The organism is Bradyrhizobium glycinis (genome assembly GCF_016031655.1).
Taxonomy (GTDB): Bacteria; Pseudomonadota; Alphaproteobacteria; order Rhizobiales; family Xanthobacteraceae; genus Bradyrhizobium; species Bradyrhizobium glycinis.
Genome location: NZ_JACCHQ010000001.1, coordinates 775,176 through 799,152 on the forward strand (window position 1 = coordinate 775,176; position 23,977 = coordinate 799,152).

Genomic DNA, 23,977 nt, shown 5'->3' on the forward strand with positions numbered 1-23,977 from the left:
GGAGATATACTTTTCGTTAGCCCTGCGCGGCTGTGCCCGGTGCGGTTTTGCCAATTCTTAGCGGACGTGGGTCCAATCTCGGAACCAATGGGGGCGGCGAAATTGACGAAATTCCTGCGAATATTGCTCGCGGCGGGCATGGTCTGCGGCGTTTTTGGGTCCCTTGGCCGAAGCATCGCCAAGCCCCTCGACATCGTCTTCGTCAATCCTGGCAAGACCGGCGAGGTCTATTGGGACATGGTCGCGCAGACCATGCAGGCCGCCGGCCGCAAGCTCGACGCGCATGTCGAGGTTCTGACCAGCGAGCGGAACTACCGCACCATGCAGGAGCTCGGTTTCGGCGTGGTGGCCCGTCCCGACAAGCCCGACTTCCTCATCCTGTCGAACGAGGAATCCGCCGCCGTTCCCATCCTGGAGGCGGCCGAAGCCGCGGGGGTCAAGACCCTGCTGCTTTCGAACACGCTGATCGGCGAGGACGCGGTGCGTCTTGGACCGCCGAGGCAAAAGCTCAAGACCTGGCTCGGCGACATCACGACCGATCTTCAGACCGCGGGCGCGCGCATGGCCAATGCGCTGATCACCGCGGCGCGCGCCGAGAAATGGCAGAGCGCAGACGGCAAGATCCACATTCTCGGCATCGGTGGCGACGAGACCACGCCCGCCTCGATCGCCCGTAACGCCGGTCTCAAGCTCGCGGTGGACGCTGCCTCCGACGTCGTGGTGGACCGCATGCTGTTCGCCAACTGGACGAAGTCCGAGGCCGAGCGGGTCACGGCAAACTACCTGAGCTGGGCCGCGCGCAAGCAGATCCGGCCTGCCGGGATCTGGGCCGGAAACGATCCGATGGCGCTCGGCGCGCTGCGCGCGGCGATCGCCGCCGGCCTCGTCCCCGGCGAGAACATCCAGGTGGTCGGCCTCAACTGGTCGGAGGATGCGCTGCGCGAGATCAAGGCGGGCCGTCTGCTCCTGACCGATGGCGGGCATTTCCTGCTCGGCGGCTGGTCCGTCGTTCTCCTGCGCGATTATGCCGACGGCTGCGATTTTGCAGCCGTTTCGCCGCGCGTGGAGGTCAAGACGTCCGCGATCACGCGCGACAATCTCGCTTCGGTCGGCGACCTCATCAAGACCCGTGCGTTCGACCGGATCGACTTCACGCGGTTCCGGGCGAAGGCCGGGCGCTGCGGCCAATATGACTTCTCCCTCGATGCGCTCATCTCGTCGCTGCCGGTTGCTGAAGGCGTTGCCGACTGATGCGCAAGGATGAGGTGATGACCGATCCGGATCGCAACGAGCAGGCGGCGCCACCGCGCTTGCGCTCGGTCGTCCACGCGATGATCTGGGCCACCGTGCCCGTTCTGCTGCTGGTGCAATTGCTCGCCTCCGCCGGCGTCGAGGCATCGAGCTTCTGGTCGCAGCTCAGGCAGCTCGACGCCCGCATGGCCCGCGTCGCCGAGAGCCGGGCCGAGCTGATCGCCGAGCCGCTCTGGAAGATGCGCTACGACCAGGTCACAAGCGTGCTCAAGGAGATCATGCACGACGAGACCATTGCGGCGGCGGCCGTCTATGACGATACCGGCGCTGCGATCGCCCGCGTGGTCGCGCGCCCCGAAGGCCAGTCGGCCGCCGAGGTCTCGCACCCGATCCGCTACAGCAACGGCAATATGGCCGTTCAGGCCGGCCGCATCGCCATCGCCTATTCGCGTGCGACGCTGTACGCGGATGCGGGCAGCCGCCTGATGCTGCTGCTCGTCGTCGGGCTGCTCGCAACGTTCGCGACCCTGATCGCCATGCGGATCTCCGCCAACATCTTCATCGGCAGGCCGCTCGCGGCCATGATGTCGGCGATCCAGCGCAGCAAGCAGGACGGCCGGGCCTATCCGGCCGACGTCACGTCCTCGAACGAATTCGGCCAGCTCGCGCGCGCTTTCAACGCCATGCAGCACACGACGTCGGGCGCGCTGGACCGGCTCGGGCACATGGCGACGCACGATCCGCTCACTGGGCTGCCGAACCGGCGCTCCCTGACCGAGCGCCTTGCCGTGACGAGCCAGACTGGAGGCGCGCCGGATACGCTGGTCGCGTTCTGCTTCATCGATCTCGACGACTTCAAGGGCATCAACGACACCTTCGGGCACGAGGCCGGCGATGCGTTCCTGGTCCAGATTTCGCAGCGTCTTCGTCGCGCCGTCGATGCCGAGGACTGGGTCGCCCGGCTCGGCGGCGACGAGTTCGTCGTCATTCGCCCCGAGGTGAGCGGCGAACAGGCCGCGCACGCATTCGCTCAACGCGTGCTCGATGCCATTTCCGAGCCGATCCGCCTCCACGACAAGCAGGTGGTGCCGCGCGCCAGCATCGGCCTTGCCGTGCGCCATTCCGACGATCCGGAGCTGTCGCATCTGCCGACGCTCGCCGACATCGCGCTCTATCATGCCAAGAGCAAGGCGCCCGGCACGGTCGCCGTCCTGGACGAAGCGCTGCAGCGCGACTATCGCCGGCGCAGGGATCTCGAGCTCGCCATTCCCACCGGCTTCGCCGAAGGACAGTTCGAGGTCTGGTACCAGAGTCAGGTCGACCTCGACAGCCATGAGGTCGTCGGTCTGGAAGCGCTGATCCGCTGGCGCCATCCCGAGCACGGCGTGATCGGCCCCGGCGAATTCCTGCCGCTGATCGAGCGCAGCGGCAACAATGCGCGACTGACCCGTTACGTGCTGACCGATGCCTGCCGGGCTTTGCAGCAACTGGCCGCCGCGGGCAGGCCGCAGATCCGGATCGCGATCAACCTGCCGCCGTCGGAGCTTGCCGACCATTCGCTCGCCGCCGAGCTGCGCGCGACCTGCGCGGGCTTCGGTGTCGCGGCATCGATGCTCGAGCTCGAGATCACGGAAGGGTCGCTGATCAACAACATCGCCAGCGCCTCCGAAACGCTGCATCGCCTGCGGCGCCTGGGTGCCACGATCGCCCTCGACGATTTCGGCACGGGCTACTCTTCGCTTGCTCATCTCAGGCGCTTCCCGCTCGACAAGGTGAAGATCGACAAGGCTTTCATCAGCGAAATCCCCAGCAGCGCGGAGGACAAGGCCATCGTCGGCGTCATCGCATCGCTCGCCGCCACGCTGGGGCTGACCCTGGTCGCCGAGGGCATCGAACGCGCCGAGCAGGCCGAGGCCATGCGTGAGATGGGCGTGCGGCTCGGGCAGGGTTTCCTCTATCAGCGGCCGCAGCCGCTCGAGGCCGTGCTGCAATGGCTTGACCGGCAGCCGGCCGTGGCGAGCCGCGTCATCGCTGACAGCCCCTCGATCACCCCGGAATTCGCCGCCTGAGCCGCGGCCGGCTCACGGCTGTGCTGCATTCCAGAGCATCGAGAGCCCGGCCGCGATCATGATCGCGTCCATCAAGAGGCGGAAAACATCAGGCCTCAGATGCAGCACGAAGCGTTTGGCGATGAAGGCGCCCGACATCAGCGAGGCGCCCGCGATCAGTCCCTTGATGAAGACCTCCCCGGTCAGCGCGCCGAAACGCTCGGAGGTCACCGATTTCGCAAAATAGAGGCCGAGCGAGGAGGCCGCTTCGGTTGCGAGGAAGGCTCCCTTGGACAGGCCGTAGAACAGGAACAGCGGCACGCTGAGCGGCCCGGTCGAGACCACGATGCCGGTGAGATAGCCGATCACCGCGCCGCCGATCGCAAGATGCCAGAGATTGGCCTTGAGATCGTGCCGCGCCAGAAAGTGCCGCACCGGCACCATCGCGATCAGGAACAGGCCGATGGCGAGATCGACGGCATGCGCGGGCAGCGCCAGCAGCGTCCGCGCGCCGAGCGCCGCCGCGGGAATGCCAGTGACCGAATAGGCCGCGCAGGCTCGCCAATCGACCTCGCGCCACCACGCCAGGATCCGCGAAAAATTCGCCATCACCGAGACCACCGCCATGATCGGCACGGCCTCCTTCGGTCCATAGGCATAGACCAGCACCGGCATCAGCATGATCGACGAGCCGGTGCCGACGATGCCTGAGATGGTGCCAGCGAGGAGGCCGACGGTGAGGACGAACAGGAAGGCCAAGGAGGGAGCGCTCCGGGAATCGGGGCAGTGTAGCCGCCGCGTGGTGTGAGGGCGATGCGCGCCAGGCGAGGGCAGCTATTCGGTGGTGCGTTAAGTCATTGAGAACACAGGGCTCGGCTACTGTGCATGGGGTTGTTTTTCATGTTCTGGTTTTGGGACGTCCCGCTGCTGACAGCATGTTGGCAGCAGGAGCCGGCTACGACCATCTCCTGACAAATGGGGAGATGCGGATCATGCCGATCGAAGGAAGCTGTCATTGCGGTGAGACGGTGTTCGAGGTGACGGAGGCGCCTTCGAGCCTGACGCGATGCACCTGCACGCTCTGCAGCAAGCGCGGTGCGCTGTGGGCCTATTACAAGCCGGAGCAGTTCCGGTTGCTGTCGCCGCCGGAAAACGTCGCGACCTATCTCTGGGGCAGCCGCACCGTCAAACACCATTTTTGCGCGGCTTGCGGCTGTGGCACATATTCGGAGTCGCCGGACTGGTCGACCGGCAAGCCCGATTTCGACAATCCCAAGGTCGCCCTCAATGCGCGCCTGTTCGACGATTTCGATCTGGAGGCCGTGCCGGTGAACGTGATCGACGGCAGGAATTTGTGGTGAGGGTCACCGCAACACCACCCACGCCGGCGCGTGGTCGCTCGCGCCGTCCTCGCCGCGCGTCTTCTTGTCGACGCCGGCATTGACGAGGCGCGGGGCGAGGGCAGGGCTGAGCAGGAGATGGTCGAGCCGCAGGCCCGCATCGCGCGGCCAGCGGTTCCGCTTGTAGTCCCAGAACGTGTAGATGCGCTTGTCCGGATTGAGCTCGCGGATCGCGTCGCACCAGCCTTGCTCGACCAGCGCGGCAAAGGCCACGCGGCTCTTCGGCTGGATCAGCGCATCCTTGTCCCACGAGCGCGTCGGATAGATGTCGATCTCGCCTGGCGCAACATTGTAGTCGCCTGCGAGCACCACCGGCAGGTCCTGCTTGATGAAGGTGTTGGCGTGGCGCCGCAGCCGCGCGAACCAGTCGAGCTTGTAGTCGAATTTCGGTCCCGGCTGCGGATTGCCGTTGGGCAGATAGATGCTCGTGACGATGACGCCGCGCACGGCGGCCTCGATATAGCGCGCTTCGAGATCGGCGGGCTTTCCGGGCAAGCGGTCGCGCGTCAGCACCGGCTCGGCGTTGCGGGCGAGGATGGCGACGCCGTTCCATGTCTTTTGTCCACGCCACACCGCGCCATAGCCGGCCCTTTCGATGGCGGCTGCCGGAAATTCGCCATCACTTGCCTTCAACTCCTGAAGCGCGACGACATCGGGCTTCGCCATTCGCAGCCATGCCAACAGATTGGGCAGGCGGCGGTTGATGTTGTTGATGTTGAATGTCGCGATCTTCATGTAGAGCTACCGGCTCCTGCCTTCCGTCCTCGGAGATACAATGTCCAAGTTGAGCTTTGCCGCTATCGCCTTCGTCACTGCGTTCTCCGGGGCCACGGCACAGTCAGCCGAAACGCGCGGCGCATGCAAGGCGGACTACGACAAGTTCTGCGCCGGCATCGCGCCGGGCAGCGGTATCGTCGCCTGTCTCAACGCCAAGCGCGACCAACTCACCGCCACCTGCAAGACGGCGCTGGACAGCAGAAAGAAGAAGTAGGTCTCGTGTCCCGGACGCGCGCAGCGCGAGCCGGGACCCAGAGGCGACACAGTGCACTGTTGAGATGTGGGCCCCGGCTCTGCAGCGCACTACGCCGCGAAGTGCGGCGCATTGCGTTGCGTCCGGGGCACGAGAGATTGACTAAGACGGCAGCGGCGGCGACGCCGGCGGCTGCCCGGCGTTCGAGGCGGGCTCCGGCTTGACCAGCGGCTCCTCGACATGGCCGCCCTTGTAGAGGCGGGCATAGCGGTGGCCGAGGCTGGTCAGCACCTCATAGCCGATCGTGCCGAAATGGTGCGCGAGCTCGTCGACGGTGATGCCGTCTCCGAGCAGCGTCACCATGTGGCCGCGCCGCGCCGCGTTCGGCGGCAGATCGGTGATGTCGATCGCGATCAGGTCCATGGAGATGCGGCCTGCGACAGGGCAGCGCTTGCCGGCCACGATGACCTCGGCGCCGCGGGTGCCGTCATTGGAGCTGGCGGCGCGGAAATAGCCGTCGGCATAGCCGACCGCGATGATCGCCAGTTTCGTCGGCCGCCGCGCGGTCCAGGTGCCGCCATAGCCGACGGTCTCACCGCGCTCGATGGTGCGGATCTGCACGATGCGCGCCTTGAGGTCGACCACCTGCTGCATCGGATTGTCGGCCTCCGGCGTCGGGTTGACGCCGTACAGCGCAGCTCCCGGCCGCACCAGGTCGAACTGGAAGGGCGCGCCGAGGAAGATACCGGAGGAGTTGGCGAGCGCCGCCGGCACGCCTGTGAACTCGCTGGCGATGCTGCGGAAGGCCGCGAGCTGTCTGGCATTGATCGGGCTGTTGAGCTGCTCGGCCGAGACCAGATGGCTCATCACCAGCGTGATGCCGTGATCGCCGGCATTGATGCGGGGGATGATGGCCTGCGCTTCCGACAGCGTCAGCCCGAGCCGGTTCATGCCGGTGTCGATGTGAACAGCTGCGCCCCCGTTCCAGCCGGTGCGGCGGCAGAACACGTCCCATTCGGCGAGCTCGTTGAGATCGCCGATGACAGGACGGCAATTGATCTTGGCGTAGTGCTCGCCGGTGTTCTGGAAATAGCCGCCGAGCACGTAGATCGTGGGCTCCGGAACGGCGGCGCGCACCTTGCGCGCTTCCTCGATGGTGGCGACGAAGAACGTTTTGCAACCGGCTTTGCTCAGGGCCCTCGACACCTGCTCGGCGCCGCAGCCATAGGCGTCGGCCTTGATCACCGCCGAGCATTCGGCCGGCACCGCAGTCTTCTCGAGCTTGCGCCAATTGGCGATGATCGCGTCGAGATCGACGGTCAAGACGCCGCCATAGGCCGCGAGCGCGGCAGCCTGGTTGGCCTCGGCGGAGAGTGGGCCGGATTGCGGGATCGATTTCGGGGCGGACGCCATTGTCATGGCGCCGTTTTACGCAAGAGGCCGGCGCCGTTCAACCCGGGGAACAATCTAGTAGTCGCTGCGGTCCGGCAACTGGCCGTCATGCGCGAGGTCGCCGAAGCGCGTGACCGAGGAATCGAAGTGCAGCTCGACCGTGCCGGTCGGACCGTGGCGCTGCTTGCCGATGATGACTTCGGCGCGGCCCACCGTACGTTCCATGTCGGCCTGCCATTTGGCGTGCTCTTCGGTGCCGGGGCGCGGCTCCTTCATGGCGAGGTAATATTCCTCGCGGAACACGAACAGCACGACGTCGGCGTCCTGCTCGATCGAGCCGGATTCGCGCAGGTCCGACAGCTGTGGCCGCTTGTCGTCGCGCGATTCCACCTGGCGCGAGAGCTGCGAGAGTGCGATCACGGGAACGTTGAGCTCCTTGGCCAGCGCCTTCAGGCTGGTCGTGATCTCCGTGATTTCCTGCACGCGACTGTCGCTGGCGCGCTTGCCCGAGCCCGAGAGCAGCTGGATGTAGTCGATCACCAGGAGATCGAGACCCTTCTGGCGCTTGAGCCGGCGCGCGCGCGCCATCAGCTGCGCGATCGACAGGCCACCGGTGGCGTCGACGTAGAACGGCAGCGATTGCAGCTCGATCGAGACCTGCCGGATCTTCTCGAAATCGGCCTCCGTGATGCCGCCGCGGCGGATGTGGGAGGAGGGGATGCCGGTGCGCTCGGCCACGATACGCGTGGCGAGCTGGTCGGCCGACATTTCGCAGGAGAAGAAGCCGATCACGCCGCCGTTGGCGGCCTTCATGGTGCCGTCGGCCTGAAGCTCCGGCACATAGGCTTGCGCGACGTTGTAGGCGATGTTGGTCGCCAGCGACGTCTTGCCCATACCGGGGCGTCCCGCGACGATGATGAGGTCGGAGGGCTGCAGGCCGCCCATCTTGGTGTCGAGGTCGCGCAGGCCCGTCGAGATGCCCGACAGCTTGCCGTCGCGCTGGAACGCCTTGGCCGCGAGATCGACCGCGACGGTCAGAGCCTGCGAGAATTTCTGGAAGCCGCCGTCGTAGCGGCCGGACTCGGCGAGCTCGTAGAGGCGGCGCTCGGCGTCCTCGATCTGCGCCCGCGGCGCGAAGTCGACCGGTGCGTCATAGGCGACGTTGACCATGTCCTCGCCGATGCCGATCAGGTCGCGGCGCAACGACAGATCGTAGATGGTCCGGCCATAGTCCTGGGCGTTGATGATGGTGGTCGCTTCGGCTGCAAGCCGCGCCAGATATTGTCCAATGGTCATGCCGCCGACATCGGTATCGGCCGGCAGGAACGTCTTCAGCGTGACCGGGGTGGCAATCTTGCCCATCCGGATCAGGCTGCCCGCGGTCTCGAAGATGGTCTGGTGCAGCGGCTCGAAGAAGTGCTTGGCCTCCAGGAAATCGGAGACGCGGTAGAAGGCGTCGTTGTTGACCAGGATCGCGCCCAGAAGGCTCTGTTCCGCCTCGATATTGTGCGGCGCGCTCCGATAGGCGGGAGTTCCGGCATCGGGTGCGAGTTTGAGAACGTTCGAATCAGTCGGTGCCATGGTCGGACGTGCTTAGCAATTTTCTTGGGCGGATGCGGGGCCGGGATAAAGCGCCGCCGAAGGTCAAAGCGGAAGCAAAAGCTGACCGCTATCAACCGCTCAGTTAAAATGGTGGATGATTTGCAGCCGCAGCACGCGCCGCGCTTGACTGGATTTTGGCGGAACTGGCTCGGCGCAGAGGGCTATGGTCGCGCCGCGGAAAAATCCTGAAACCCGTGAACCCCGAGGGCTGACGCGCAGACCTATCGAGAGGCGCGCGAAATGACGCCCGCTGGCCGTATTCGGCTCGGCTTCAGACCAGCAGGAGGTAGACCAGCGCAACCAGGGCCGCCCCAACGCCGGTGACGATCAGGGCGTAATCGGTGCGGAGGTCGTCCTGCACGTCGAATGAGGTTTGGGTCTCTTTGCTCATTGCGACGGTCTAAGCCAGGCCCGACCAGACTTATGTGAAGCAGATCACATCTCCCCGGATTCTTTCGGGGGCATGCCGGAACAGGCGCAAGGGCAGGGGATTATCGCATTCCCCGCCGACAGGGATACGAGGCGAGCGATGCAGCCAGAACGGCAGCACCAGAATTGGCGAAGCGAGGCAGGCAGCCGGCTTTGGCTGTCGGGGCTCATCGCGGCCATGAAGCACGCGGAGCGGCCTGAGGTGCGTCGCCAGCCGGTCGCCCCCGAAATCCTGCTGGAATTGCGGGCGCAATTGGCGTTAACGGCTTCTTTCCGGACGTTCGGGATTTCGACGCTTCGTCACTAGAGCATTCGGGAAAAGTGTGCAGCGGTTTTCCGAAAGATCATGCTTAAACAATAACCTAAAGCGCGATGACGATTCATCTCAATCGCATCGCGCTTTACGATCCCGGATCTATTCACCAGCCAGCTTGAGCCTTGGCAAGGCCGCGCCCTCCCGGGCCCGCAGCCGGGCTTCCTCCCGCGGGATATAGTCGCGGGTCATCGGCACCACGCCCTGGCGACGGGTGATCTGGATCTGGAAGTTCATCATGGCTTGCTTGCGGAACGTCATCTCGCAGGCCGCCAGGTAGAATTCCCACATCAAGGCGAAGCGCTCGTCGTAGAGCTGCACGGCATCCTCGCGCCGCGCCATGAACCGCTCGCGCCAGGCCTTCAGCGTCTCGGCATAGTGCAGGCGCAGAATCTCGATGTCGCAGACCAGCAGGCCCGCGCGTTCGATCGCCGGCAGCACCTCCGAGAGGGCGGGGATGTAGCCGCCGGGGAAGATGTATTTGGCGATCCAGGGATTGGTCGAATCCGGGCCCTGCGAACGGCCGATCGCATGCAGCAGCATGACGCCGTCTTCCTTCAGCAGCTCGGCGCAGCGCTGGAAATAGGTGTCGTAGAATCTTGCCCCGACATGTTCGAACATGCCGACGGAGACGATGCGGTCGAACGTACCTTCGACGTCGCGATAATCCTGGAGCTGGAATCTGGCCGAGCCCGTCAGGCCCTTTTCGGCTGCGCGCGCATTGGCGACCTGCAGCTGTTCGGTCGACAGCGTCACGCCGGTGACGTCGGCGCCCGCGATCTCGGCGAGATAGAGCCCGAGGCCACCCCAGCCGGAGCCGATGTCGAGCACGCGCTGGCCATTCGCGACGAGAAGCTTCGCCGCGATGTGCCGCTTCTTGGCAAGCTGCGCGTCGTCCAGCGACATCTCGGGCGTTTCGAAATAGGCGCAGCTATATTGCTTGTCGGCATCGAGAAACAGCGAATAGAGGCGGCCGTCGAGATCGTAGTGATGAGCGACGTTTTGACGGGAGCGCGGGCGGGGATTGAACTGTTTGAGGTGCCGCGTCAGGTAGCGCAGGTGCCACCACGGCTTTGCCCACTGCGGCAACAGGTCGGGTTGATCGAGCAGGATCGCGAGGGCATCAGCTATGGTGCCGCGCTCCACCACGAACTCGCCGTTCATGTAGGCCTCGCCCAGCCCCAGCTCGGGATTGACGAGGACCCTGCGCTCGGCGTCCGCGGTGACGAAGCGGACCGCGACCCCTTCGCCGGAGCCGTCGCCCACGGTGAACTTAGCCCCGCTCGCGCTGGTCACCGTCAGCGATCCGCGGCGGATGAATTGGGACAGGAATCGACGCAACAAACGGTCCATTGGCAATCCTCTCGAGCGAACCCGAAAGATGCGACTACCCGGCCTTCATACCTGACGCCCAAGCGCCGCAGCGGTTCCTATGCGTTTGCATTCAAATCTAGCGAGCCGGTTCCGGCTGCGCTATTGCACTGTATTCAAAGTAGATATTCGAAAACCGCTTAATCACATCCTTGCGCGCGGACCTGCTTCCATTCGCGGCTCAATCGGTTAAAAGGTCACCGCCGCCGCGCCGGACGCCGGCTGCATTTGCGTAAATTCAACGGAGATGATGGGAATGTCGAGCCGAGCGCTCAGCCTCGCGACGGTGTTGCTTCTGATTGGCTTCGGTGCGGCCGATTCCGTTCTTGCGCAGGCGACGAACCTCGAGGCCGGCAAGACTCCGTCCCAGCTGTTCTCGCAGACCTGCAATGCCTGCCACAAGAGCCCGCGCGGGCTGCTGAAGTCCGTCCCGCCCGGCTCGCTACCGGGATTCCTGCGCCAGCACTACACGACGAGCTCGGATATGGCGGGCGTCCTCTCCGCCTATCTGATCTCGAACGGGGCCACCGACACCCGCTACCAGGCCAAGGACGGCAAGAAGGATGGCGCTTCGCCGGAGCAGCAGGGCCGACGCCCGCGCGCGCAGGAGGCGGCCCGGCCCGAGGGCGAGGGCGCCCCTCCGGCCGCCGAGGGTACGCGCCAGAAGCGTGCCGCACGGCCGGCCGAGGACGGCGCGAAGCCTGAGGGACAGGCTGCGCCCGAGGCACGCAAAGGCAAGCGGCGCGCCAAGCCCGGGACGGAGGAGGCCCCGAAGGACGATGCCGCGGCGCCGCGGACCGACGACAAGAAGACCGAGCCGAAGCCAGAGGCCGTCAAGCCTGACAGCGCCAAGGTGGAGCCGCGCAGCAGCGAGACGCCGGCGCTGCGGCCAGATCCGGTGCCGCAGGTGACGCCAGCAGCCCCAGCCGCCGCCAATCCCCCTGAGCCGGCCGCGCCCAAGCCGGTGGAAGAGGCTGCTCCGAAATCCGCCGAGCCGGCGCCCGCAGCCAAGCCGCAGGAACAGGCGCCGCCCGCGACCGCTGCAGCCCCGCCGCTAGCGCCGCCTGCGTCCTCCGGTCCGCCGGCGCCGCCGATCTCGCGCTAGGTCAGCCGGATCTTTCGATCGACGATGCGAAGGCTGCGCCATCCGCGGCCTTCGCATCGTCTTGACCGTGATTAGAGTGGTGCTCTAGAGTGCTACTCTAGGAGGCGCCCCATGACGGCGAGCATGCGAGACGATTTGTTGGCGGCCGGCCTTGCCGTGTTCGACCGCGTCGGCTTCGAAGCCGCGACGGTGGCCGCGATCCGCACGCGCGCGCGCGCCTCCAACGGCAGCTTCTTCCACGTCTTCGGTTCGAAGAAAGAACTTGCCGGTGCGTTGTTTCTCGAGGTCCTGCGGCACTATCACGCCGCGATCCTGGCCGCGCTCGATCCCCTCCCCGACGTCGAGCAGGGCATCGATCGCCTGATCCGGGCGCATCTCGACTGGGTCGTCACCAGCCGGCGCGAGGCGCGGTACCTGTTCGAGATCTCGCGCAGCGAGTGGGGCGAGGACGTGCGCAACGCCCAGCGGGCGCAGAATGCGCGGCTTGCCGAAGGCATTGAGCGCTGGCGCGCGCCGCTGGTCGCAAGCGGCGAACTTCTGCCGATGACGCCGGTGATGTTCGTCAGCCAGCTGATCGGTCCGGCGCAGATCTTCTGCCGCGCCTTCCTGTCGGGTCGCGAGCGCACCGATCCGCGCATCGAGGCGGATACGCTGATCGCCTGCGCCAATCGTGCGCTGAGGCCGTTCGATCGCATCAACAAGCAATAAGGGGAGACCGCATGCGGACCGAAGCTGATCCGGACTTTGCGCCGATTGCCGAGCGCATCCACGCCAATATTGGCCGACAGGGTTTCATGAATCTGGTCGGCGCAAAACTCTCCGAATTGTCGCGCGGCACCTGCACCATCGCCGTGGAGCGCCGGCCCGAACTCTTACAGCAGCACGGCTTCTTCCACGGCGGCGTCACCGCTTTCCTGGTCGACAACGCCACGACGATCGCAGCCGCCACCTCGCGTGGTCAGCCGGCGTTGACGGCGGAATACAAGCTCAATCTGTTGTCGCCTGCGGTGGGTGAAAAGCTGATCTGCCGCGCCCGGGTGATCAAGCCGGGCCGCCAGGTCGCGGTGGTCGCGGCCGACGTGTTCTGCGTCAGCGACGGCTTCGAGAAGCATACGGCCACCGCACTGGCATCGATCGCGATGCTGAGCGAGGACGTCGCTGCGAAAACGAAAAGCCCGGCCGCGTGAGGCAGCCGGGCTTCGTTGTTTCTTCGTCATTGCCGGGCTTGACCTGGCAATCCATCAAGAAGATTCTTTGACGATGGATGCGCGGGTCAAGCCCGCGCATGACGAGTAGTGTCTTACTTCTCTTCCGCAGCCGGCGCCGGCGCGACGTCGTCGTGCTGGGCCTCCGGATCGAAGAACTCGCCGGCGGCGGCGATCGCCTCGGCGGCCGCGTCGCGATCCTCGTTGCGGGTCGAGATGTCCTCGCCGCGGTTGATGCGCTCGGCCTCATCCTGGCTGCGCGCGACCGTCACGGTGATCTCGACCTCGACCTCGGGGTGAACGGCAACGGTGACCGTGTGCTTGCCGATGGTTTTGATCGGCGCATCGAGCTGCACCTGCGGGCGGTCGAGATGGACGCCGTCGGCTTCGAATGCCATGACGATATCGCGCACCGTGACCGAGCCGAACAGCTGGCCGGCTTCGGAGGCCTGGCGGATCACGATGATGTTCTTGCCCTCGATCTTCTCGGCGACCTTGGACGCTTCGCCCTTGGCCTTGAGGTTGCGCGCTTCGAGCTCGGCCTTCATGCCGTCATACTTGGCCCGGTTGTCGGCGGTGGCGCGCAGCGCCTTGCCGCGCTTGAGCAGGAAATTGCGAGCGTAGCCGTCGCGAACCTTCACGACTTCGCCCATCTGGCCGAGCTTGTTGACGCGTTCCAGCAAAATGACTTCCATATTCGTTCTCCTTTTGAAGTGCTCTCTGTAGGTTTCAGTTTCGGGGTTGAACTCAGGGGGTAGGCAGTGGTGGCGGCTGCCGGCTGCGCAGGTAGCGTTCGCGCAAGCCGAACACCGCATCCGCAAGCCCGAGGATCACCATCGCGACCACGGGCCATCCGAACACGACGACGGCGGCATAGGTCGACCCGAGCCAGAACGTGCGGCCGTTCAGCGCGAGCGTCAGCGTATGCAGCACGGCGAAACCGGCCAGCGCATAGCTCATCATCAGCGCGGCGGTGGCGATCTGCGCCACGATGCCAAGCAGCCCGCCGGTGAAGCAGAAGGCGAGGGAGATGCACAGCACCACCAGCGTCATCTGCGGCAGCTCGGTGGTCTTGAGGTCCGGCCACGGACGGCGCAGCCGGCCCGACGTCGCGGTCACCTTGGCGCTGAGCCAGAGGTTGAGGGTCAGCGTCATCGTCGCAGCGATCGTGGCGGCGGCCGGTGCGATGCGCACCATCGCGTCGACGAACTGACTGGCTTCGCCCGAAGTTTGCGGGTCGGTGGCGCGCAGGAGGCGCATCAGGCCGCGCCGCAACGTGCCGGTGATGGTCTCCGCGTCGGTCCCAAGCGTGAGCAGAGCGGCCATCGTGGTCAGGGTGGCGAAGCCTGCAATCCAGAGCAGGATGCGGCCGACCGGGTACCACTCGATGTCGGGCGCCGCGGAGGTGCCGGTGGCAGGCGCGGCGCTTTCCACCTGACGTCCGAGCAGGACGAGATGGCCGAGCCACCACGCCGGCAGCGCGACGGTGACGGCGAAAGCGATGCAGTAGGGCAGGCCGAACAGGGCGCCAAGACCGATCGCGGCGGCGATGCCGCCGAGGCTGGCGCAAAGCGGGCCCCAGCCGATCGCGGCGACCATCAGAGGGAGCGGAGCGAGATAGAACAGGACGAGCGAGATCAGCGCGCCCGAAATGATCGAAGCGAACATCAGGGCCGACGCAGCGCCGGCGATCAGGGCGATCAGTCCAAAGGCCATCATCAGCTGTCCCGCTCCCTTCGAGCGGTTAGAGGCATCGTTTGCCCCAACCATCGGCGACCGGACGACCCGGAAGCCTTATGAGTTCAGAAAAGTCGCGACCGGCGGCGCAAGCGTCCGCCGGTCGAATTGGTCGTATCAGCGAATGACGTAGGGCAACAGGCCCAGGAAGCGCGCGCGCTTGATGGCGCGGGCGAGCTCACGCTGCTTCTTCGCGGACACCGCGGTGATGCGGCTCGGCACGATCTTGCCGCGCTCGGAGACGTAACGCATCAGCAACTTGGAGTCCTTGTAGTCGATCTTCGGAGCATTGGCGCCCGTGAACGGGCAGCTCTTGCGACGACGGAAAAACGGACGACGTGCACCAGCTTCAGCCATTGGTCTTACTCCCCATCCGTGGTTTCAGCTTCATCGCGCGGACGGCGCGGACCGCGATCGCCGCGGAAACCGCCCTCGCGGTCGCCACGGAAGCCGCCTTCACGCTCGCCGCGGAAGCCACCGCCGCGATCGTCACGCTCGCGGTCGCGGTCGGCCTTGCGCATCATCGCGGACGGGCCTTCCTCGAGCTCCTCGACGCGGACGCTGAGATAGCGGATCACGTCCTCGCTGATGCGCTCCTGGCGCTCGATCTCGGCGATCGCCGCGGACGGCGCGTCGATGTTGAGCAGCACGAAGTGCGCCTTGCGGTTCTTGTTCATGCGGTAGGTGAGGGAGCGCACGCCCCAATTCTCGGTCTTGGTGACCTTGCCGCCGAGACCCTCGACGATACCGGTCATCTGCGCAGTCAGCTCTTCGACTTGCTGCGGGCTCGCGTCCTGACGCGCGAGAAAAACATGCTCGTAAAGAGGCATGGTCGTCCTTTCCTCATGTTGGCGCATCGCCCGGCGTCAAACCCTTAAGAGGCCTTCGGAAAGGACTCTGGGATCAAGCTCAGAAGGCGGAAACACGGGACGACGGGCCGACTGGCCCTGCCACACCAAAATCACGAATGATTTGCTGAGACCGTCCGTTCAGCTCCCGGCCGGGGTCTGCGGATGGGCGCCTTATACGGATTTTGGCCGGCTTTGCAAGGTTGGAGGGGCATTTTCAAGCCGAGCCGGGTCCGCCCCTCCGACGGGAGCCAGACCCCATCCTCAAATACCAAGATTTGGCTTGATCTATTTGTTTGTATGACATACAAATAAATCAGCGAAGAGGTTCCCATGGCGGAAACGTCGGCCGATGCGCCGCTCGAGGCGGCAGGCGACCCCAAGCACGCCGCGCGCGCGACGCGCTCGGCCGGCCGCAAGATGCGGTCGCTGCTCCTGGATGCCGCGAGCCCGCTGTTTCGGGAGCGGGGTCTGTCCGGCACGGCAATCACCGACATCGCGGCCGCCGCGGACGCATTCCCGAGCCAGATCACCTATTACTTCCGCACGAAGGAGGCGCTGTTCGTCGAATGCGCCTGCCGCGATCTGTTGTACCTGGCGCGCGCCACCGAGCAGGCGGCGCTCAAGGCGCGGACGCCCGGGGAATACACCCACGCGCTGGCCGAGACCGTGACGGCGAGCGATTCGGTCGCCTTCTTCGCCGAGGCGCTGACGCTGACGCGGCGTCGCCAGGATCTCGCGCCACTGGTGGAGCGCACCATCGAGCGCCTGCACAGCGAGGGTGCGCGCGCTTATGCGGGGCAGGTCGAGCGGCACGGCTGGCGCTCGCTGCGGGCGCCCGACGAAAGCTCGCGGCGCTTCTGGGCGGTCGCGATCGGCGTCATTCTCGAAGGCTATGCGATGGGCCGCTCACCCGAGGCGCTTTGCGCCGAGATGCTGCGCGTCCTGGGCGAGCAGGCAAAATCCACTGAAGCCACCGGGCGCCTGCGTCTCGTCGAGGCGCGCGAGGCATCCGACCATTCGAATGGAGAGGGTTAGCCATGACCGCGCTTCGCATGCGTGCCCGCGATTTCCTCACCGATGATCAATTGGCCGAGGTACGCCAGCGCGCGACGTGGAAAGGCGCCGCGCTGATCGCGCACGCCTGGGCGCTGATCATTGCAGCCGTCGCGCTGGTCGCGTGGTGGCCCAATCCGCTCACCTATGTCTTCGCCGTCGCCATCATCGGCTCGCGCCAGCTCGGCCTTGCGATCCTGATGCATGACGGTGCCCATGGCTGCCTGTCCCCCGACGAGAAAACCAATCTGGCGCTGAGCCAGTGGTTCTGCGCCTATCCGCTGTTTGCGGAAACGCGCAGCTACCGCCGCTATCACCTTCAGCACCATGCGCGCACCCAGCAGGAGGACGACCCCGATCTCGTGCTGTCGGCGCCGTTTCCAATCACCAGGCTGAGCTACCGCCGCAAGTTCATCCGCGACATCACCGGGCAGACGGGCTATCAGCAGCGCAAGGCGCAGCTGCTCAACGCGCTCGGACCCGCGGACTGGCCGTGGCGGCAGCGTGCGGCGCATTTCTGGGAGAAGCTCGGCCCGCAATGTGTGGTCAACGGGATCATGTTTGCCGCGTGTGCGGCGGCCCGCGTGTGGTGGGCCTATCCGCTGCTCTGGCTGGTGCCGCTATTGACCTGGATGATGGTCATCACCCGCATCCGCAATATCGCCGAGCACGCCGTCGTCCCCGATAGCAGCGACCCCTTGCGCAACACGCGCACGACGCATGCCAATTTTCTCGAGCGCCTGTTCATCGCGCCGTATTACGTGAACTATCACCTCGAGCATCATCTGTTGTTCTACGTGCCCTGCTACAATCTGCCCAAGGTGCATCGGCTGCTGAGTGCGAGCCGGTACGCCGATCGCATGGAAGTGCAGCCGAACTATGCTTCGGTGCTGCGGCTGGCCACGGCAAAGCCGAACCGCGAGGATCGGCCGGGGCAACTCGTCAGCAGTGCGCGCCGCGCGCGAGCAGGTGCCGACGTCGATGCCAACCAGACCGCGGGCGGGTTTTGAGGGGGCGCATTCCCCGTTGAATGCTGCTCCAAGTTCCCGTCTCGGCTTGACAGTGCGGCCTCGGACGGTGTCTACGGCCCCCTTTGGAGCATGATCCGGAACCATGGCCCAAGGCTGGGCGTAATCGGCTGCCGGTTCAGAATAGGGATCATGCCTGACAGCAGGGAGCGCCGATGACGGCTGCATTCACATTTCCTGGGCAGGGTTCCCAGGCGGTCGGCATGGGCAAGGCCCTGGCCGACGCTTTTCCGGTGGCGCGCGCCGTATTCGATGAGGTCGATGCCGCACTCGGCGAGAAGCTGACGGCCATCATCTGGGAAGGTCCGGCCGAAACCCTCCAGCTCACCGAGAACGCCCAGCCGGCGCTGATGGCGGTGTCCATCGCGACCTTGCGCGTGCTCGAGGCCGAGGCTGGTTTTTCCGTGGGGCGAGACGCTGCCTTCGTCGCCGGCCACTCGCTTGGTGAATATTCGGCGCTGGCGGCGGCCGGCAGCCTGACGGTTTCGGATACCGCGCGTCTGCTTCGCACCCGCGGTCTCGCAATGCAAAAGGCCGTCCCGGTCGGCGCCGGCGCGATGGCCGCGCTGCTCGGTCTCGACTACGAGGCCGCCATGGAGGTCGCGGGCGAGGCGGCGCAGGGGCAGGTCTGCCAGGCCGCCAACGACAATGGCGGCGGCCAGGTCGTCGTCTCCGGCGACAAGGCTGCGGTCGATCGCGCCGTCGAGATCGCCAAGGCCAAGGGCGCCAAGCGCGCGATGCTGCTGCCGGTGTCCGCCCCGTTCCATTGCAAGCTGATGCAGCCGGCTGCGGATGCCATGGCGGAGGCGCTGTCGAAGGTCACGATCAAGGCGCCGGCCGCGCCGCTGGTGTCGAACGTGCTGGCCAGCGCCATCACCGATCCCGACGAGATCCGCCGCCGCCTGGTCGAGCAGGTCACCGGCACGGTGCGCTGGCGCGAGTCGGTAGCTTACATGGCCGGGCAGGGCGTCACCCGCTTCTTCGAGATCGGCGCCGGCAAGGTGCTGACGGGTCTCGTCAAGCGCATCGCGGACGGCGCCGTCGGCATTGCGGTCGGCGGCCCGAACGATATTGCCGCCGCCAAGGATGCATTGGCCGCTGCCAAGCAGGCTTAAAGGAGTCCATCAATGTTCGATCTGACTGGCCGAAAGGCGCTCGTCACCGGCGCGACCGGCGGCATTGGCGGTGCGATCGCGCTGGCGCTGCACGCGCAGGGCGCCACTGTCGCCATATCGGGGACGCGCAAGGAAGTGCTGGACGAGCTTGCCGGCAAGCTCGGCGAGCGCGCCCACGTGCTGCCCTGCAATCTCTCTAAGGCCGATGAGGTCGAAGCGCTGGTGCCCGCTGCGGAAGCAGCGATGGGCCAGGTTGACATTCTCATCGCCAATGCCGGCATCACGCGCGACAATCTCTTCGTGCAGCTTCGCGACGAGGACTGGGACGAGGTCATCAACGTCAATCTGACCGCGACCTTCCGCCTGGCGCGCGCCGCGACCAAGCTGATGATGCGCAAGCGCTTCGGCCGCATCGTCGCCATCACCTCGGTGGTCGGCGTCACCGGCAATCCCGGGCAGGGCAATTATACTGCGTCGAAGGCCGGCTTGATCGGCATGATCAAGACGTTAGGGGCCGAATACGCCAAGCGCGGCGTGACCGCGAACTGCATCGCGCCCGGCTTTATCAAGACGCCGATGACCGATGCGCTCAACGACAAGCAGCGCGAAACGATTCTGACCAAGGTTCCCGCCGCCCGCCTGGGGACGCCCGAGGACATCGCGGCGGCGGCCGTCTATCTGAGCTCGAACGAAGCAGCTTACGTCACCGGGCAGACCATCCACGTCAACGGCGGCATGGCCATGATCTGATGTCTCGTGCCGCGCCGCCTGTCAGGGCGGTGCGGCATGCGGCAAACGGCCGTTTCCGGAGCGAAATGAGGCTTGTAGTCAAGGCAATTGAAGTATGATAACCGGACCTTCAACGGATGGGCAAAGAACGCCATTGCAGGTTTTTGAAACCCTGTATATTGGCGATGCGGAGCCTTTGGCCGTCGTTCGCCGGGGCCTCCATCGGTTAGGATGGGCCAAATCAAAGTTCGTAAGCGAAGGCAGTCAAACGACCACGACGGCTCGTATCGTCCCGGGGGGTCGGGTCTACAGGGAACAACACGAGGTTAAGCAATGAGTGACATTGGCGAGCGGGTTAAGAAGATCGTGGTCGAACACCTTGGTGTTGAACCCGAGAAGGTTGTCGACAACGCGAGCTTCATCGACGACCTCGGCGCCGACAGTCTGGATACCGTCGAGCTGGTGATGGCGTTCGAAGAGGAATTCGGTTGCGAGATTCCGGACGACGCTGCGGAAACGATTCTCACCGTCGGCGACGCCACGAAGTTTCTCGAGAAGAACGCGAAGAGCTAAGGCTCTTCAATTTCGCGGGGACAACATTGAAACCGGACGGGCCGCTTCGCAGCGGTCAGCCGGTTTCTTGTTATTGGCCGTGAATCTTTCGATGCGGAGTTTTCGGATATGAGGCGGGTTGTCGTCACGGGTCTCGGCATGGTCTCGCCACTCGGCTGTGGCGTCGAGCCGACCTGGAAACGCATCCTCAACGGCGAAAGCGGTGCGCGCAGGATCGAGAGCTTCGATGTCTCCGATCTGCAGACCAAGATCGCCTGCACGGTCGTGCGCGGCGACGGGTCGAACGACAGCTTCAATCCCGACAAGTGGATGGAGCCGAAGGACCAGCGCAAGGTCGACGACTTCATCATCTTCGGCATGGCCGCGGCCGGCCAGGCGCTCGACGACGCCAACTGGCATCCCGAGACCGAAGAGGACAAGTGCGCGACCGGCACCATGATCGGCTCCGGCATCGGCGGCCTCAACGGCATCGCCGATACCGCGATCCTGCTGAAGGAGCGCGGGCCGCGCCGGGTGTCGCCGTTCTTCATTCCGGGCCGCCTGATCAATCTCGCCTCCGGCTACGTCTCAATCGCGCATGGGCTGAAGGGACCGAACCATTCCGTGGTCACGGCCTGCTCGACCGGCGCGCATGCGGTCGGCGATGCGGCCCGCCTGATCGCGCTGGGCGATGCCGACGTCATGGTCGCAGGCGGCGCCGAGTCGCCGATCAGCCGCATCGGCATTGCCGGCTTCAACGCCGCGCGCGCGCTCTCGACTGGTTTCAACGAGACGCCCGAAAAGGCCTCGCGTCCCTACGACAAGGACCGCGACGGCTTCGTGATGGGCGAGGGCGCCGGCGTCCTCGTGCTGGAGGAGCTGGAGCACGCCAGGCGCCGCGGCGCGAAGATCTATGCCGAGGTGATCGGTTATGGTCTGTCGGGCGATGCCTATCACATCACGTCGCCGTCACCCGATGGCGATGGCGGCTTCCGCAGCATGTCGGCCGCGCTCAAGCGCGCCGGGCTGACGCCGTCCGATCTCGACTACATCAACGCGCACGGCACCTCGACGCCGCTCGGCGACGAGATCGAGCTCGGCGCGGTCGAACGTCTGCTCGGCAACGCCGCCTCCAAGGTGGCAATGTCATCGACCAAATCGTCGACCGGCCATCTGCTCGGGGCGGCCGGTGCGATCGAAGCGATCTTCGCGATTCTGGCGATTCGCGATAATGTCGTGCCGCCGACGATCAATCTCGACAATCCGTCGGTGGAGACTGCGATCGATCTCGTGCCGCACAAGGCGAAGCAGCGTGAGGTCAACGTCGCGTTGTCGAACTCCTTTGGTTTTGGCGGTACCAATGCGTCGGTGATCGTCCGGCGCCTAGTCAGTTAGTTTGTGTTTGAGACGAATCCACCGTTTTGCCGTATTCGGCGATAGTCATGGACGTGGGCGCGTGCGTTTTTGGCAGGGCAAGCGATTGTCGGGCCGCGATTGAACCGGCAGGATTCAGGTTGTTTCGATGAGTGAAAGGCCGCCCATTTCACCCAGGAGTCCGCGGGCCGCGCTCGAGCCCGAGCAACTCCCGCCGCCGCCCAAGCGGTCGGACCGTGCGCGCAATCCGCTCGTCATCGTCGGCAACGCCATCATCACCCTTCTGCTGATCGCCATGCTTGGCGCCGGCGGCGTCTATTATTACGGCCGCCAGGTGCTCGAGGCGCCCGGACCGCTGAAAGAAGACAAGATCGTCAACATCCCGCAGCGTGCGGGCAAGCGCGACATCGCCGAGACGCTGAACCGGGAAGGCGTGACCGACGTCAATCCCTGGGTGTTCATCGCCAGCGTCGCCGCGTTGAAGGCGAGCTCGGACCTCAAGCCGGGTGAGTATTCGTTCCAGAAGAACGCCTCGCTGCGCGACGTCATCGCCACCATCGTCGAGGGCAAGGTGGTGCAGCATGCGGTCACGATTCCGGAAGGCCTGACCTCCGAGCAGATCGTGGCGCGGCTGTCCGACAACGACATCTTCACCGGCAGCGTGCGCGAGCTGCCGCGCGAAGGCACGCTGCTCCCGGAGACCTACAAATTCCCGCGCGGCACCCCGCGCGAGCAGGTGATCCAGCGCATGCAGCAGGCGCACAAGCGCGTGCTCACCGAGATTTGGGAGCGCCGCAACCCGGACATTCCGGTCAAGACGCCGGAGCAGCTGGTCACGCTGGCCTCCATCATCGAGAAGGAAACCGGCAAGGCGGACGAGCGCAGCCGCGTCGCCGCGGTGTTCGTCAACCGGCTGAAGCAGCGGATCAAGCTGCAGTCCGATCCGACCATCATCTACGGCCTCGTTGGCGGCAAGGGCACGTTGGGCCGGCCGATCAAGCGCAGCGAGATCACGCAGCCCTCGCCCTACAACACCTATGTGATCGATGGGCTGCCGCCGGGCCCGATCTCCAATCCGGGCCGCGCCTCGCTGGAGGCCGCCGCCAACCCGGCCCGCACCCGCGATCTCTATTTCGTCGCCGACGGCACCGGCGGGCACGCCTTCACCGAGACCTACGACGCGCACCAGAAGAACGTCGCCAAGCTCCGCGCGATGGAGAAGCAGATCCAGAACGACACGGTCGAGCCGGCCGAGGACGCGCAGCCGCCGGCGGCTGCCGCGCCTGGCGCCGCGGACGCGCCGACCGCGACCACGCCGGCACGGCCCAATCAGCAGAAGAGGCCGCCGGCGGCACGCCCGGCTGGTCCAGCCAATCCCGCACCGGCCCGACAGGGCGCGGTGCAGGGCTCGCCGCCGGTGGTCCAGCGCTGAGCCTTGGTGCAGACCTTCTTGGCGCAGACCAGCTTGCGGGCATTGCGGATTCCACTTTCCGGCAAAATAGTCTTAAGATTCGCGTGGCTTGATGGCCTCGCGAATCCCCTGTTCCTGGAGACTCTGAACTGATGGCGCTGTCGTCCATGACCGGCTTTGCGAGAAGCCACGGCGCGAGCGGGCCGTACACGTTCGAATGGGAATTGAAGTCGGTCAATGCCAAGGGCTTCGACTTGCGGGTGCGGCTGCCGCAGGGGTTTGACGAGCTCGAGGCCCATGCCAAGAAGCGCGCGGGCGAGCTGCTCTCGCGTGGCACCGTCTATGCCAATCTCAACGTCAAGCGCACCAACGCCGCCGCCACGGTGCGCGTCAACGAGGATGTGCTCAACGCGGTGCTGAAGGCCGCGGCGCTGATCTCGGGGAAGGTCGACGCAGTGGCGCCGAGCATCGACGGCCTGCTCGCCATCAAGGGCGTCGTCGAGGTCGCCGAGCCCGAGGGCAACGAGGAGGAGGATAAGGCGGCGCGCGCCGCGGCCGCCGAGGCCTTCGACAAGGCGCTCGACGAGCTCGTCGCGATGCGCAAGCGCGAGGGCACTTCGCTCGGGCAGATCCTGACCCAGCGCGTCGACGAGATCGAGCAGCTTGCCAAGAAGGCGGAGGCCGCGCCCGGCCGCAAGCCGGAGGCGATCAAGGCGAAGCTCGCTGAGCAGATCGCAGCGCTGCTCGACACCTCCGACCGTTTCGACTCCGACCGCCTGATGCAGGAGGCGATCCTGATCGCGACCAAGGCCGACATCCGCGAGGAGCTCGACCGCATCGCCTCCCACCTCGCGCAGGCGCGCGAGCTGATCGGCAAGGGCGGCCCGATCGGGCGCAAGCTGGACTTTCTGGCGCAGGAGTTTCACCGCGAGGTCAACACCTGCTGCTCGAAGTCGAACGACATTGAGCTGACCAACACGGGCCTCGCCATGAAGAACGTGGTCGAGCAGTTCCGCGAGCAGGTGCAGAATCTGGAGTGAT

Annotated in this window: 25 protein-coding genes; 16 read left to right on the forward strand and 9 right to left on the reverse strand. The window is 65.6% G+C overall.

Annotation, left to right across the window (positions count from 1 at the left end; translation table 11 throughout):
* Nucleotides 1-138: 138 nt before the first annotated feature.
* A complete protein-coding gene (locus HZZ16_RS03735; RefSeq protein ID WP_246509957.1) occupies nt 139-1,251 on the forward strand; it encodes an ABC transporter substrate-binding protein in 1,113 nt (370 codons plus the stop codon).
* Complete coding sequence (locus tag HZZ16_RS03740; protein WP_197947138.1) at nt 1,251-3,320, forward strand: putative bifunctional diguanylate cyclase/phosphodiesterase; 2,070 nt, start codon at nt 1,251-1,253, stop codon at nt 3,318-3,320. Before HZZ16_RS03735 ends, HZZ16_RS03740 begins: the two co-directional genes overlap by 1 nt.
* Before the next feature lie 12 nt (nt 3,321-3,332).
* On the opposite strand, the gene HZZ16_RS03745 is transcribed toward HZZ16_RS03740, so the two are convergent.
* Nucleotides 3,333-4,058, reverse strand: a complete 726-nt coding sequence (locus HZZ16_RS03745) for a sulfite exporter TauE/SafE family protein (RefSeq protein WP_197947139.1) — start codon at nt 4,056-4,058, stop codon at nt 3,333-3,335.
* 233 nt (nt 4,059-4,291) lie between these two features.
* On the opposite strand from HZZ16_RS03745, the gene HZZ16_RS03750 reads away from it, so the two are divergent.
* Nucleotides 4,292-4,660, forward strand: a complete 369-nt coding sequence (locus HZZ16_RS03750) for a GFA family protein (RefSeq protein WP_197947140.1) — start codon at nt 4,292-4,294, stop codon at nt 4,658-4,660.
* Between the two features lie 3 nt (nt 4,661-4,663).
* Here HZZ16_RS03750 and HZZ16_RS03755 read toward each other — a convergent pair whose 3' ends face one another.
* Nucleotides 4,664-5,434: an exodeoxyribonuclease III gene (locus HZZ16_RS03755; RefSeq protein WP_197947141.1), complete on the reverse strand. Its 771-nt coding sequence runs from the start codon at nt 5,432-5,434 to the stop codon at nt 4,664-4,666.
* 40 nt (nt 5,435-5,474) lie between these two features.
* Here HZZ16_RS03755 and HZZ16_RS03760 point away from each other — a divergent pair, with 40 nt between their 5' ends.
* Nucleotides 5,475-5,690 carry a cysteine rich repeat-containing protein gene (locus HZZ16_RS03760; protein ID WP_197947142.1) on the forward strand — a complete coding sequence of 72 codons (216 nt, stop codon included), beginning with the start codon at nt 5,475-5,477 and terminating at the stop codon, nt 5,688-5,690.
* A 141-nt stretch (nt 5,691-5,831) separates the two neighbouring features.
* Here HZZ16_RS03760 and alr read toward each other — a convergent pair whose 3' ends face one another.
* Together alr and HZZ16_RS03770 are read right to left on the reverse strand one after the other, a co-directional pair.
* Nucleotides 5,832-7,082 (reverse strand): alanine racemase, encoded by a 1,251-nt coding sequence (gene alr, locus HZZ16_RS03765; RefSeq protein WP_197947274.1) that lies wholly within the window; start codon nt 7,080-7,082, stop codon nt 5,832-5,834.
* A 54-nt stretch (nt 7,083-7,136) separates the two neighbouring features.
* Complete coding sequence (locus HZZ16_RS03770) at nt 7,137-8,642, reverse strand: replicative DNA helicase (protein ID WP_197947143.1); 1,506 nt, start codon at nt 8,640-8,642, stop codon at nt 7,137-7,139.
* 484 nt (nt 8,643-9,126) lie between these two features.
* Here HZZ16_RS03770 and HZZ16_RS03775 point away from each other — a divergent pair, with 484 nt between their 5' ends.
* Complete coding sequence (locus tag HZZ16_RS03775) at nt 9,127-9,399, forward strand: transcriptional regulator (RefSeq protein ID WP_246509937.1); 273 nt, start codon at nt 9,127-9,129, stop codon at nt 9,397-9,399.
* 108 nt (nt 9,400-9,507) lie between these two features.
* Here HZZ16_RS03775 and HZZ16_RS03780 read toward each other — a convergent pair whose 3' ends face one another.
* Nucleotides 9,508-10,758, reverse strand: a complete 1,251-nt coding sequence (locus HZZ16_RS03780; RefSeq protein ID WP_197947144.1) for a cyclopropane fatty acid synthase — start codon at nt 10,756-10,758, stop codon at nt 9,508-9,510.
* Between the two features lie 274 nt (nt 10,759-11,032).
* Between HZZ16_RS03780 and HZZ16_RS03785 the strand changes: the two genes are divergently transcribed.
* The 3 genes from HZZ16_RS03785 (at nt 11,033) to HZZ16_RS03795 (ending at nt 13,068) form a co-directional block, all read left to right on the forward strand.
* The gene (locus HZZ16_RS03785) at nt 11,033-11,881 is read left to right on the forward strand and encodes a hypothetical protein (RefSeq protein WP_197947145.1); all 849 of its coding nucleotides are present in this window, start codon (nt 11,033-11,035) and stop codon (nt 11,879-11,881) included.
* A 111-nt stretch (nt 11,882-11,992) separates the two neighbouring features.
* Nucleotides 11,993-12,589 (forward strand): TetR/AcrR family transcriptional regulator, encoded by a 597-nt coding sequence (locus tag HZZ16_RS03790; protein WP_197947146.1) that lies wholly within the window; start codon nt 11,993-11,995, stop codon nt 12,587-12,589.
* Nucleotides 12,590-12,600: 11 nt separating this feature from the next.
* Nucleotides 12,601-13,068 carry a PaaI family thioesterase gene (locus HZZ16_RS03795; protein ID WP_197947147.1) on the forward strand — a complete coding sequence of 156 codons (468 nt, stop codon included), beginning with the start codon at nt 12,601-12,603 and terminating at the stop codon, nt 13,066-13,068.
* A gap of 113 nt (nt 13,069-13,181) precedes the next feature.
* Here HZZ16_RS03795 and rplI read toward each other — a convergent pair whose 3' ends face one another.
* The 4 genes from rplI to rpsF all read right to left on the reverse strand — a co-directional run bounded on the left by rplI (nt 13,182) and on the right by rpsF (nt 15,653).
* Complete coding sequence (gene rplI, locus HZZ16_RS03800; protein ID WP_197947148.1) at nt 13,182-13,781, reverse strand: 50S ribosomal protein L9; 600 nt, start codon at nt 13,779-13,781, stop codon at nt 13,182-13,184.
* Between the two features lie 52 nt (nt 13,782-13,833).
* Nucleotides 13,834-14,805 (reverse strand): DUF2232 domain-containing protein, encoded by a 972-nt coding sequence (locus tag HZZ16_RS03805; RefSeq protein WP_197947149.1) that lies wholly within the window; start codon nt 14,803-14,805, stop codon nt 13,834-13,836.
* Nucleotides 14,806-14,940: 135 nt separating this feature from the next.
* Nucleotides 14,941-15,180, reverse strand: a complete 240-nt coding sequence (gene rpsR / locus HZZ16_RS03810) for a 30S ribosomal protein S18 (RefSeq protein ID WP_007592020.1) — start codon at nt 15,178-15,180, stop codon at nt 14,941-14,943.
* 5 nt (nt 15,181-15,185) lie between these two features.
* Nucleotides 15,186-15,653 carry a 30S ribosomal protein S6 gene (gene rpsF / locus HZZ16_RS03815; protein WP_024338128.1) on the reverse strand — a complete coding sequence of 156 codons (468 nt, stop codon included), beginning with the start codon at nt 15,651-15,653 and terminating at the stop codon, nt 15,186-15,188.
* A gap of 351 nt (nt 15,654-16,004) precedes the next feature.
* Between rpsF and HZZ16_RS03820 the strand changes: the two genes are divergently transcribed.
* From HZZ16_RS03820 to HZZ16_RS03855, 8 genes are all read left to right on the forward strand, one after another.
* Nucleotides 16,005-16,709 (forward strand): TetR/AcrR family transcriptional regulator C-terminal domain-containing protein, encoded by a 705-nt coding sequence (locus tag HZZ16_RS03820; RefSeq protein ID WP_197947150.1) that lies wholly within the window; start codon nt 16,005-16,007, stop codon nt 16,707-16,709.
* 2 nt (nt 16,710-16,711) lie between these two features.
* Complete coding sequence (locus HZZ16_RS03825; protein ID WP_197947151.1) at nt 16,712-17,737, forward strand: fatty acid desaturase family protein; 1,026 nt, start codon at nt 16,712-16,714, stop codon at nt 17,735-17,737.
* Nucleotides 17,738-17,910: 173 nt separating this feature from the next.
* Entirely contained in the window at nt 17,911-18,870 is a 960-nt protein-coding gene (fabD, locus tag HZZ16_RS03830; protein WP_109144010.1) for an ACP S-malonyltransferase, read from the forward strand.
* Nucleotides 18,871-18,882: 12 nt separating this feature from the next.
* Nucleotides 18,883-19,620, forward strand: coding sequence for a 3-oxoacyl-[acyl-carrier-protein] reductase (gene fabG, locus HZZ16_RS03835; RefSeq protein WP_197947152.1), 738 nt, complete (start codon nt 18,883-18,885; stop codon nt 19,618-19,620).
* A 312-nt stretch (nt 19,621-19,932) separates the two neighbouring features.
* Nucleotides 19,933-20,172, forward strand: a complete 240-nt coding sequence (locus HZZ16_RS03840; RefSeq protein WP_008551805.1) for an acyl carrier protein — start codon at nt 19,933-19,935, stop codon at nt 20,170-20,172.
* Between the two features lie 108 nt (nt 20,173-20,280).
* Nucleotides 20,281-21,546, forward strand: a complete 1,266-nt coding sequence (fabF, locus tag HZZ16_RS03845; protein ID WP_197947153.1) for a beta-ketoacyl-ACP synthase II — start codon at nt 20,281-20,283, stop codon at nt 21,544-21,546.
* A 127-nt stretch (nt 21,547-21,673) separates the two neighbouring features.
* Nucleotides 21,674-22,957, forward strand: a complete 1,284-nt coding sequence (mltG, locus tag HZZ16_RS03850; RefSeq protein WP_197947154.1) for an endolytic transglycosylase MltG — start codon at nt 21,674-21,676, stop codon at nt 22,955-22,957.
* Nucleotides 22,958-23,088: 131 nt separating this feature from the next.
* Nucleotides 23,089-23,976 carry a YicC/YloC family endoribonuclease gene (locus tag HZZ16_RS03855; protein WP_197947155.1) on the forward strand — a complete coding sequence of 296 codons (888 nt, stop codon included), beginning with the start codon at nt 23,089-23,091 and terminating at the stop codon, nt 23,974-23,976.
* The last annotated feature ends 1 nt before the right edge of the window (nt 23,977 follow it).

Coding starts and splice junctions, on each gene's coding strand:
- HZZ16_RS03735 (WP_246509957.1), top strand. CDS start 139: ATGGTCTGCGGCGTTTTTGGGTCCCTTGGCCGAAGCATCGCCAAGCCC.
- HZZ16_RS03740 (WP_197947138.1), top strand. CDS start 1,251: ATGCGCAAGGATGAGGTGATGACCGATCCGGATCGCAACGAGCAGGCG.
- HZZ16_RS03750 (WP_197947140.1), top strand. CDS start 4,292: ATGCCGATCGAAGGAAGCTGTCATTGCGGTGAGACGGTGTTCGAGGTG.
- HZZ16_RS03755 (WP_197947141.1), bottom strand. CDS start 5,434: ATGAAGATCGCGACATTCAACATCAACAACATCAACCGCCGCCTGCCC.
- HZZ16_RS03760 (WP_197947142.1), top strand. CDS start 5,475: ATGTCCAAGTTGAGCTTTGCCGCTATCGCCTTCGTCACTGCGTTCTCC.
- alr (WP_197947274.1), bottom strand. CDS start 7,082: ATGGCGTCCGCCCCGAAATCGATCCCGCAATCCGGCCCACTCTCCGCC.
- HZZ16_RS03770 (WP_197947143.1), bottom strand. CDS start 8,642: ATGGCACCGACTGATTCGAACGTTCTCAAACTCGCACCCGATGCCGGA.
- HZZ16_RS03775 (WP_246509937.1), top strand. CDS start 9,127: ATGCCGGAACAGGCGCAAGGGCAGGGGATTATCGCATTCCCCGCCGAC.
- HZZ16_RS03780 (WP_197947144.1), bottom strand. CDS start 10,758: ATGGACCGTTTGTTGCGTCGATTCCTGTCCCAATTCATCCGCCGCGGA.
- HZZ16_RS03785 (WP_197947145.1), top strand. CDS start 11,033: ATGTCGAGCCGAGCGCTCAGCCTCGCGACGGTGTTGCTTCTGATTGGC.
- HZZ16_RS03790 (WP_197947146.1), top strand. CDS start 11,993: ATGACGGCGAGCATGCGAGACGATTTGTTGGCGGCCGGCCTTGCCGTG.
- HZZ16_RS03795 (WP_197947147.1), top strand. CDS start 12,601: ATGCGGACCGAAGCTGATCCGGACTTTGCGCCGATTGCCGAGCGCATC.
- rplI (WP_197947148.1), bottom strand. CDS start 13,781: ATGGAAGTCATTTTGCTGGAACGCGTCAACAAGCTCGGCCAGATGGGC.
- HZZ16_RS03805 (WP_197947149.1), bottom strand. CDS start 14,805: ATGATGGCCTTTGGACTGATCGCCCTGATCGCCGGCGCTGCGTCGGCC.
- rpsR (WP_007592020.1), bottom strand. CDS start 15,180: ATGGCTGAAGCTGGTGCACGTCGTCCGTTTTTCCGTCGTCGCAAGAGC.
- rpsF (WP_024338128.1), bottom strand. CDS start 15,653: ATGCCTCTTTACGAGCATGTTTTTCTCGCGCGTCAGGACGCGAGCCCG.
- HZZ16_RS03820 (WP_197947150.1), top strand. CDS start 16,005: ATGGCGGAAACGTCGGCCGATGCGCCGCTCGAGGCGGCAGGCGACCCC.
- HZZ16_RS03825 (WP_197947151.1), top strand. CDS start 16,712: ATGACCGCGCTTCGCATGCGTGCCCGCGATTTCCTCACCGATGATCAA.
- fabD (WP_109144010.1), top strand. CDS start 17,911: ATGACGGCTGCATTCACATTTCCTGGGCAGGGTTCCCAGGCGGTCGGC.
- fabG (WP_197947152.1), top strand. CDS start 18,883: ATGTTCGATCTGACTGGCCGAAAGGCGCTCGTCACCGGCGCGACCGGC.
- HZZ16_RS03840 (WP_008551805.1), top strand. CDS start 19,933: ATGAGTGACATTGGCGAGCGGGTTAAGAAGATCGTGGTCGAACACCTT.
- fabF (WP_197947153.1), top strand. CDS start 20,281: ATGAGGCGGGTTGTCGTCACGGGTCTCGGCATGGTCTCGCCACTCGGC.
- mltG (WP_197947154.1), top strand. CDS start 21,674: ATGAGTGAAAGGCCGCCCATTTCACCCAGGAGTCCGCGGGCCGCGCTC.
- HZZ16_RS03855 (WP_197947155.1), top strand. CDS start 23,089: ATGGCGCTGTCGTCCATGACCGGCTTTGCGAGAAGCCACGGCGCGAGC.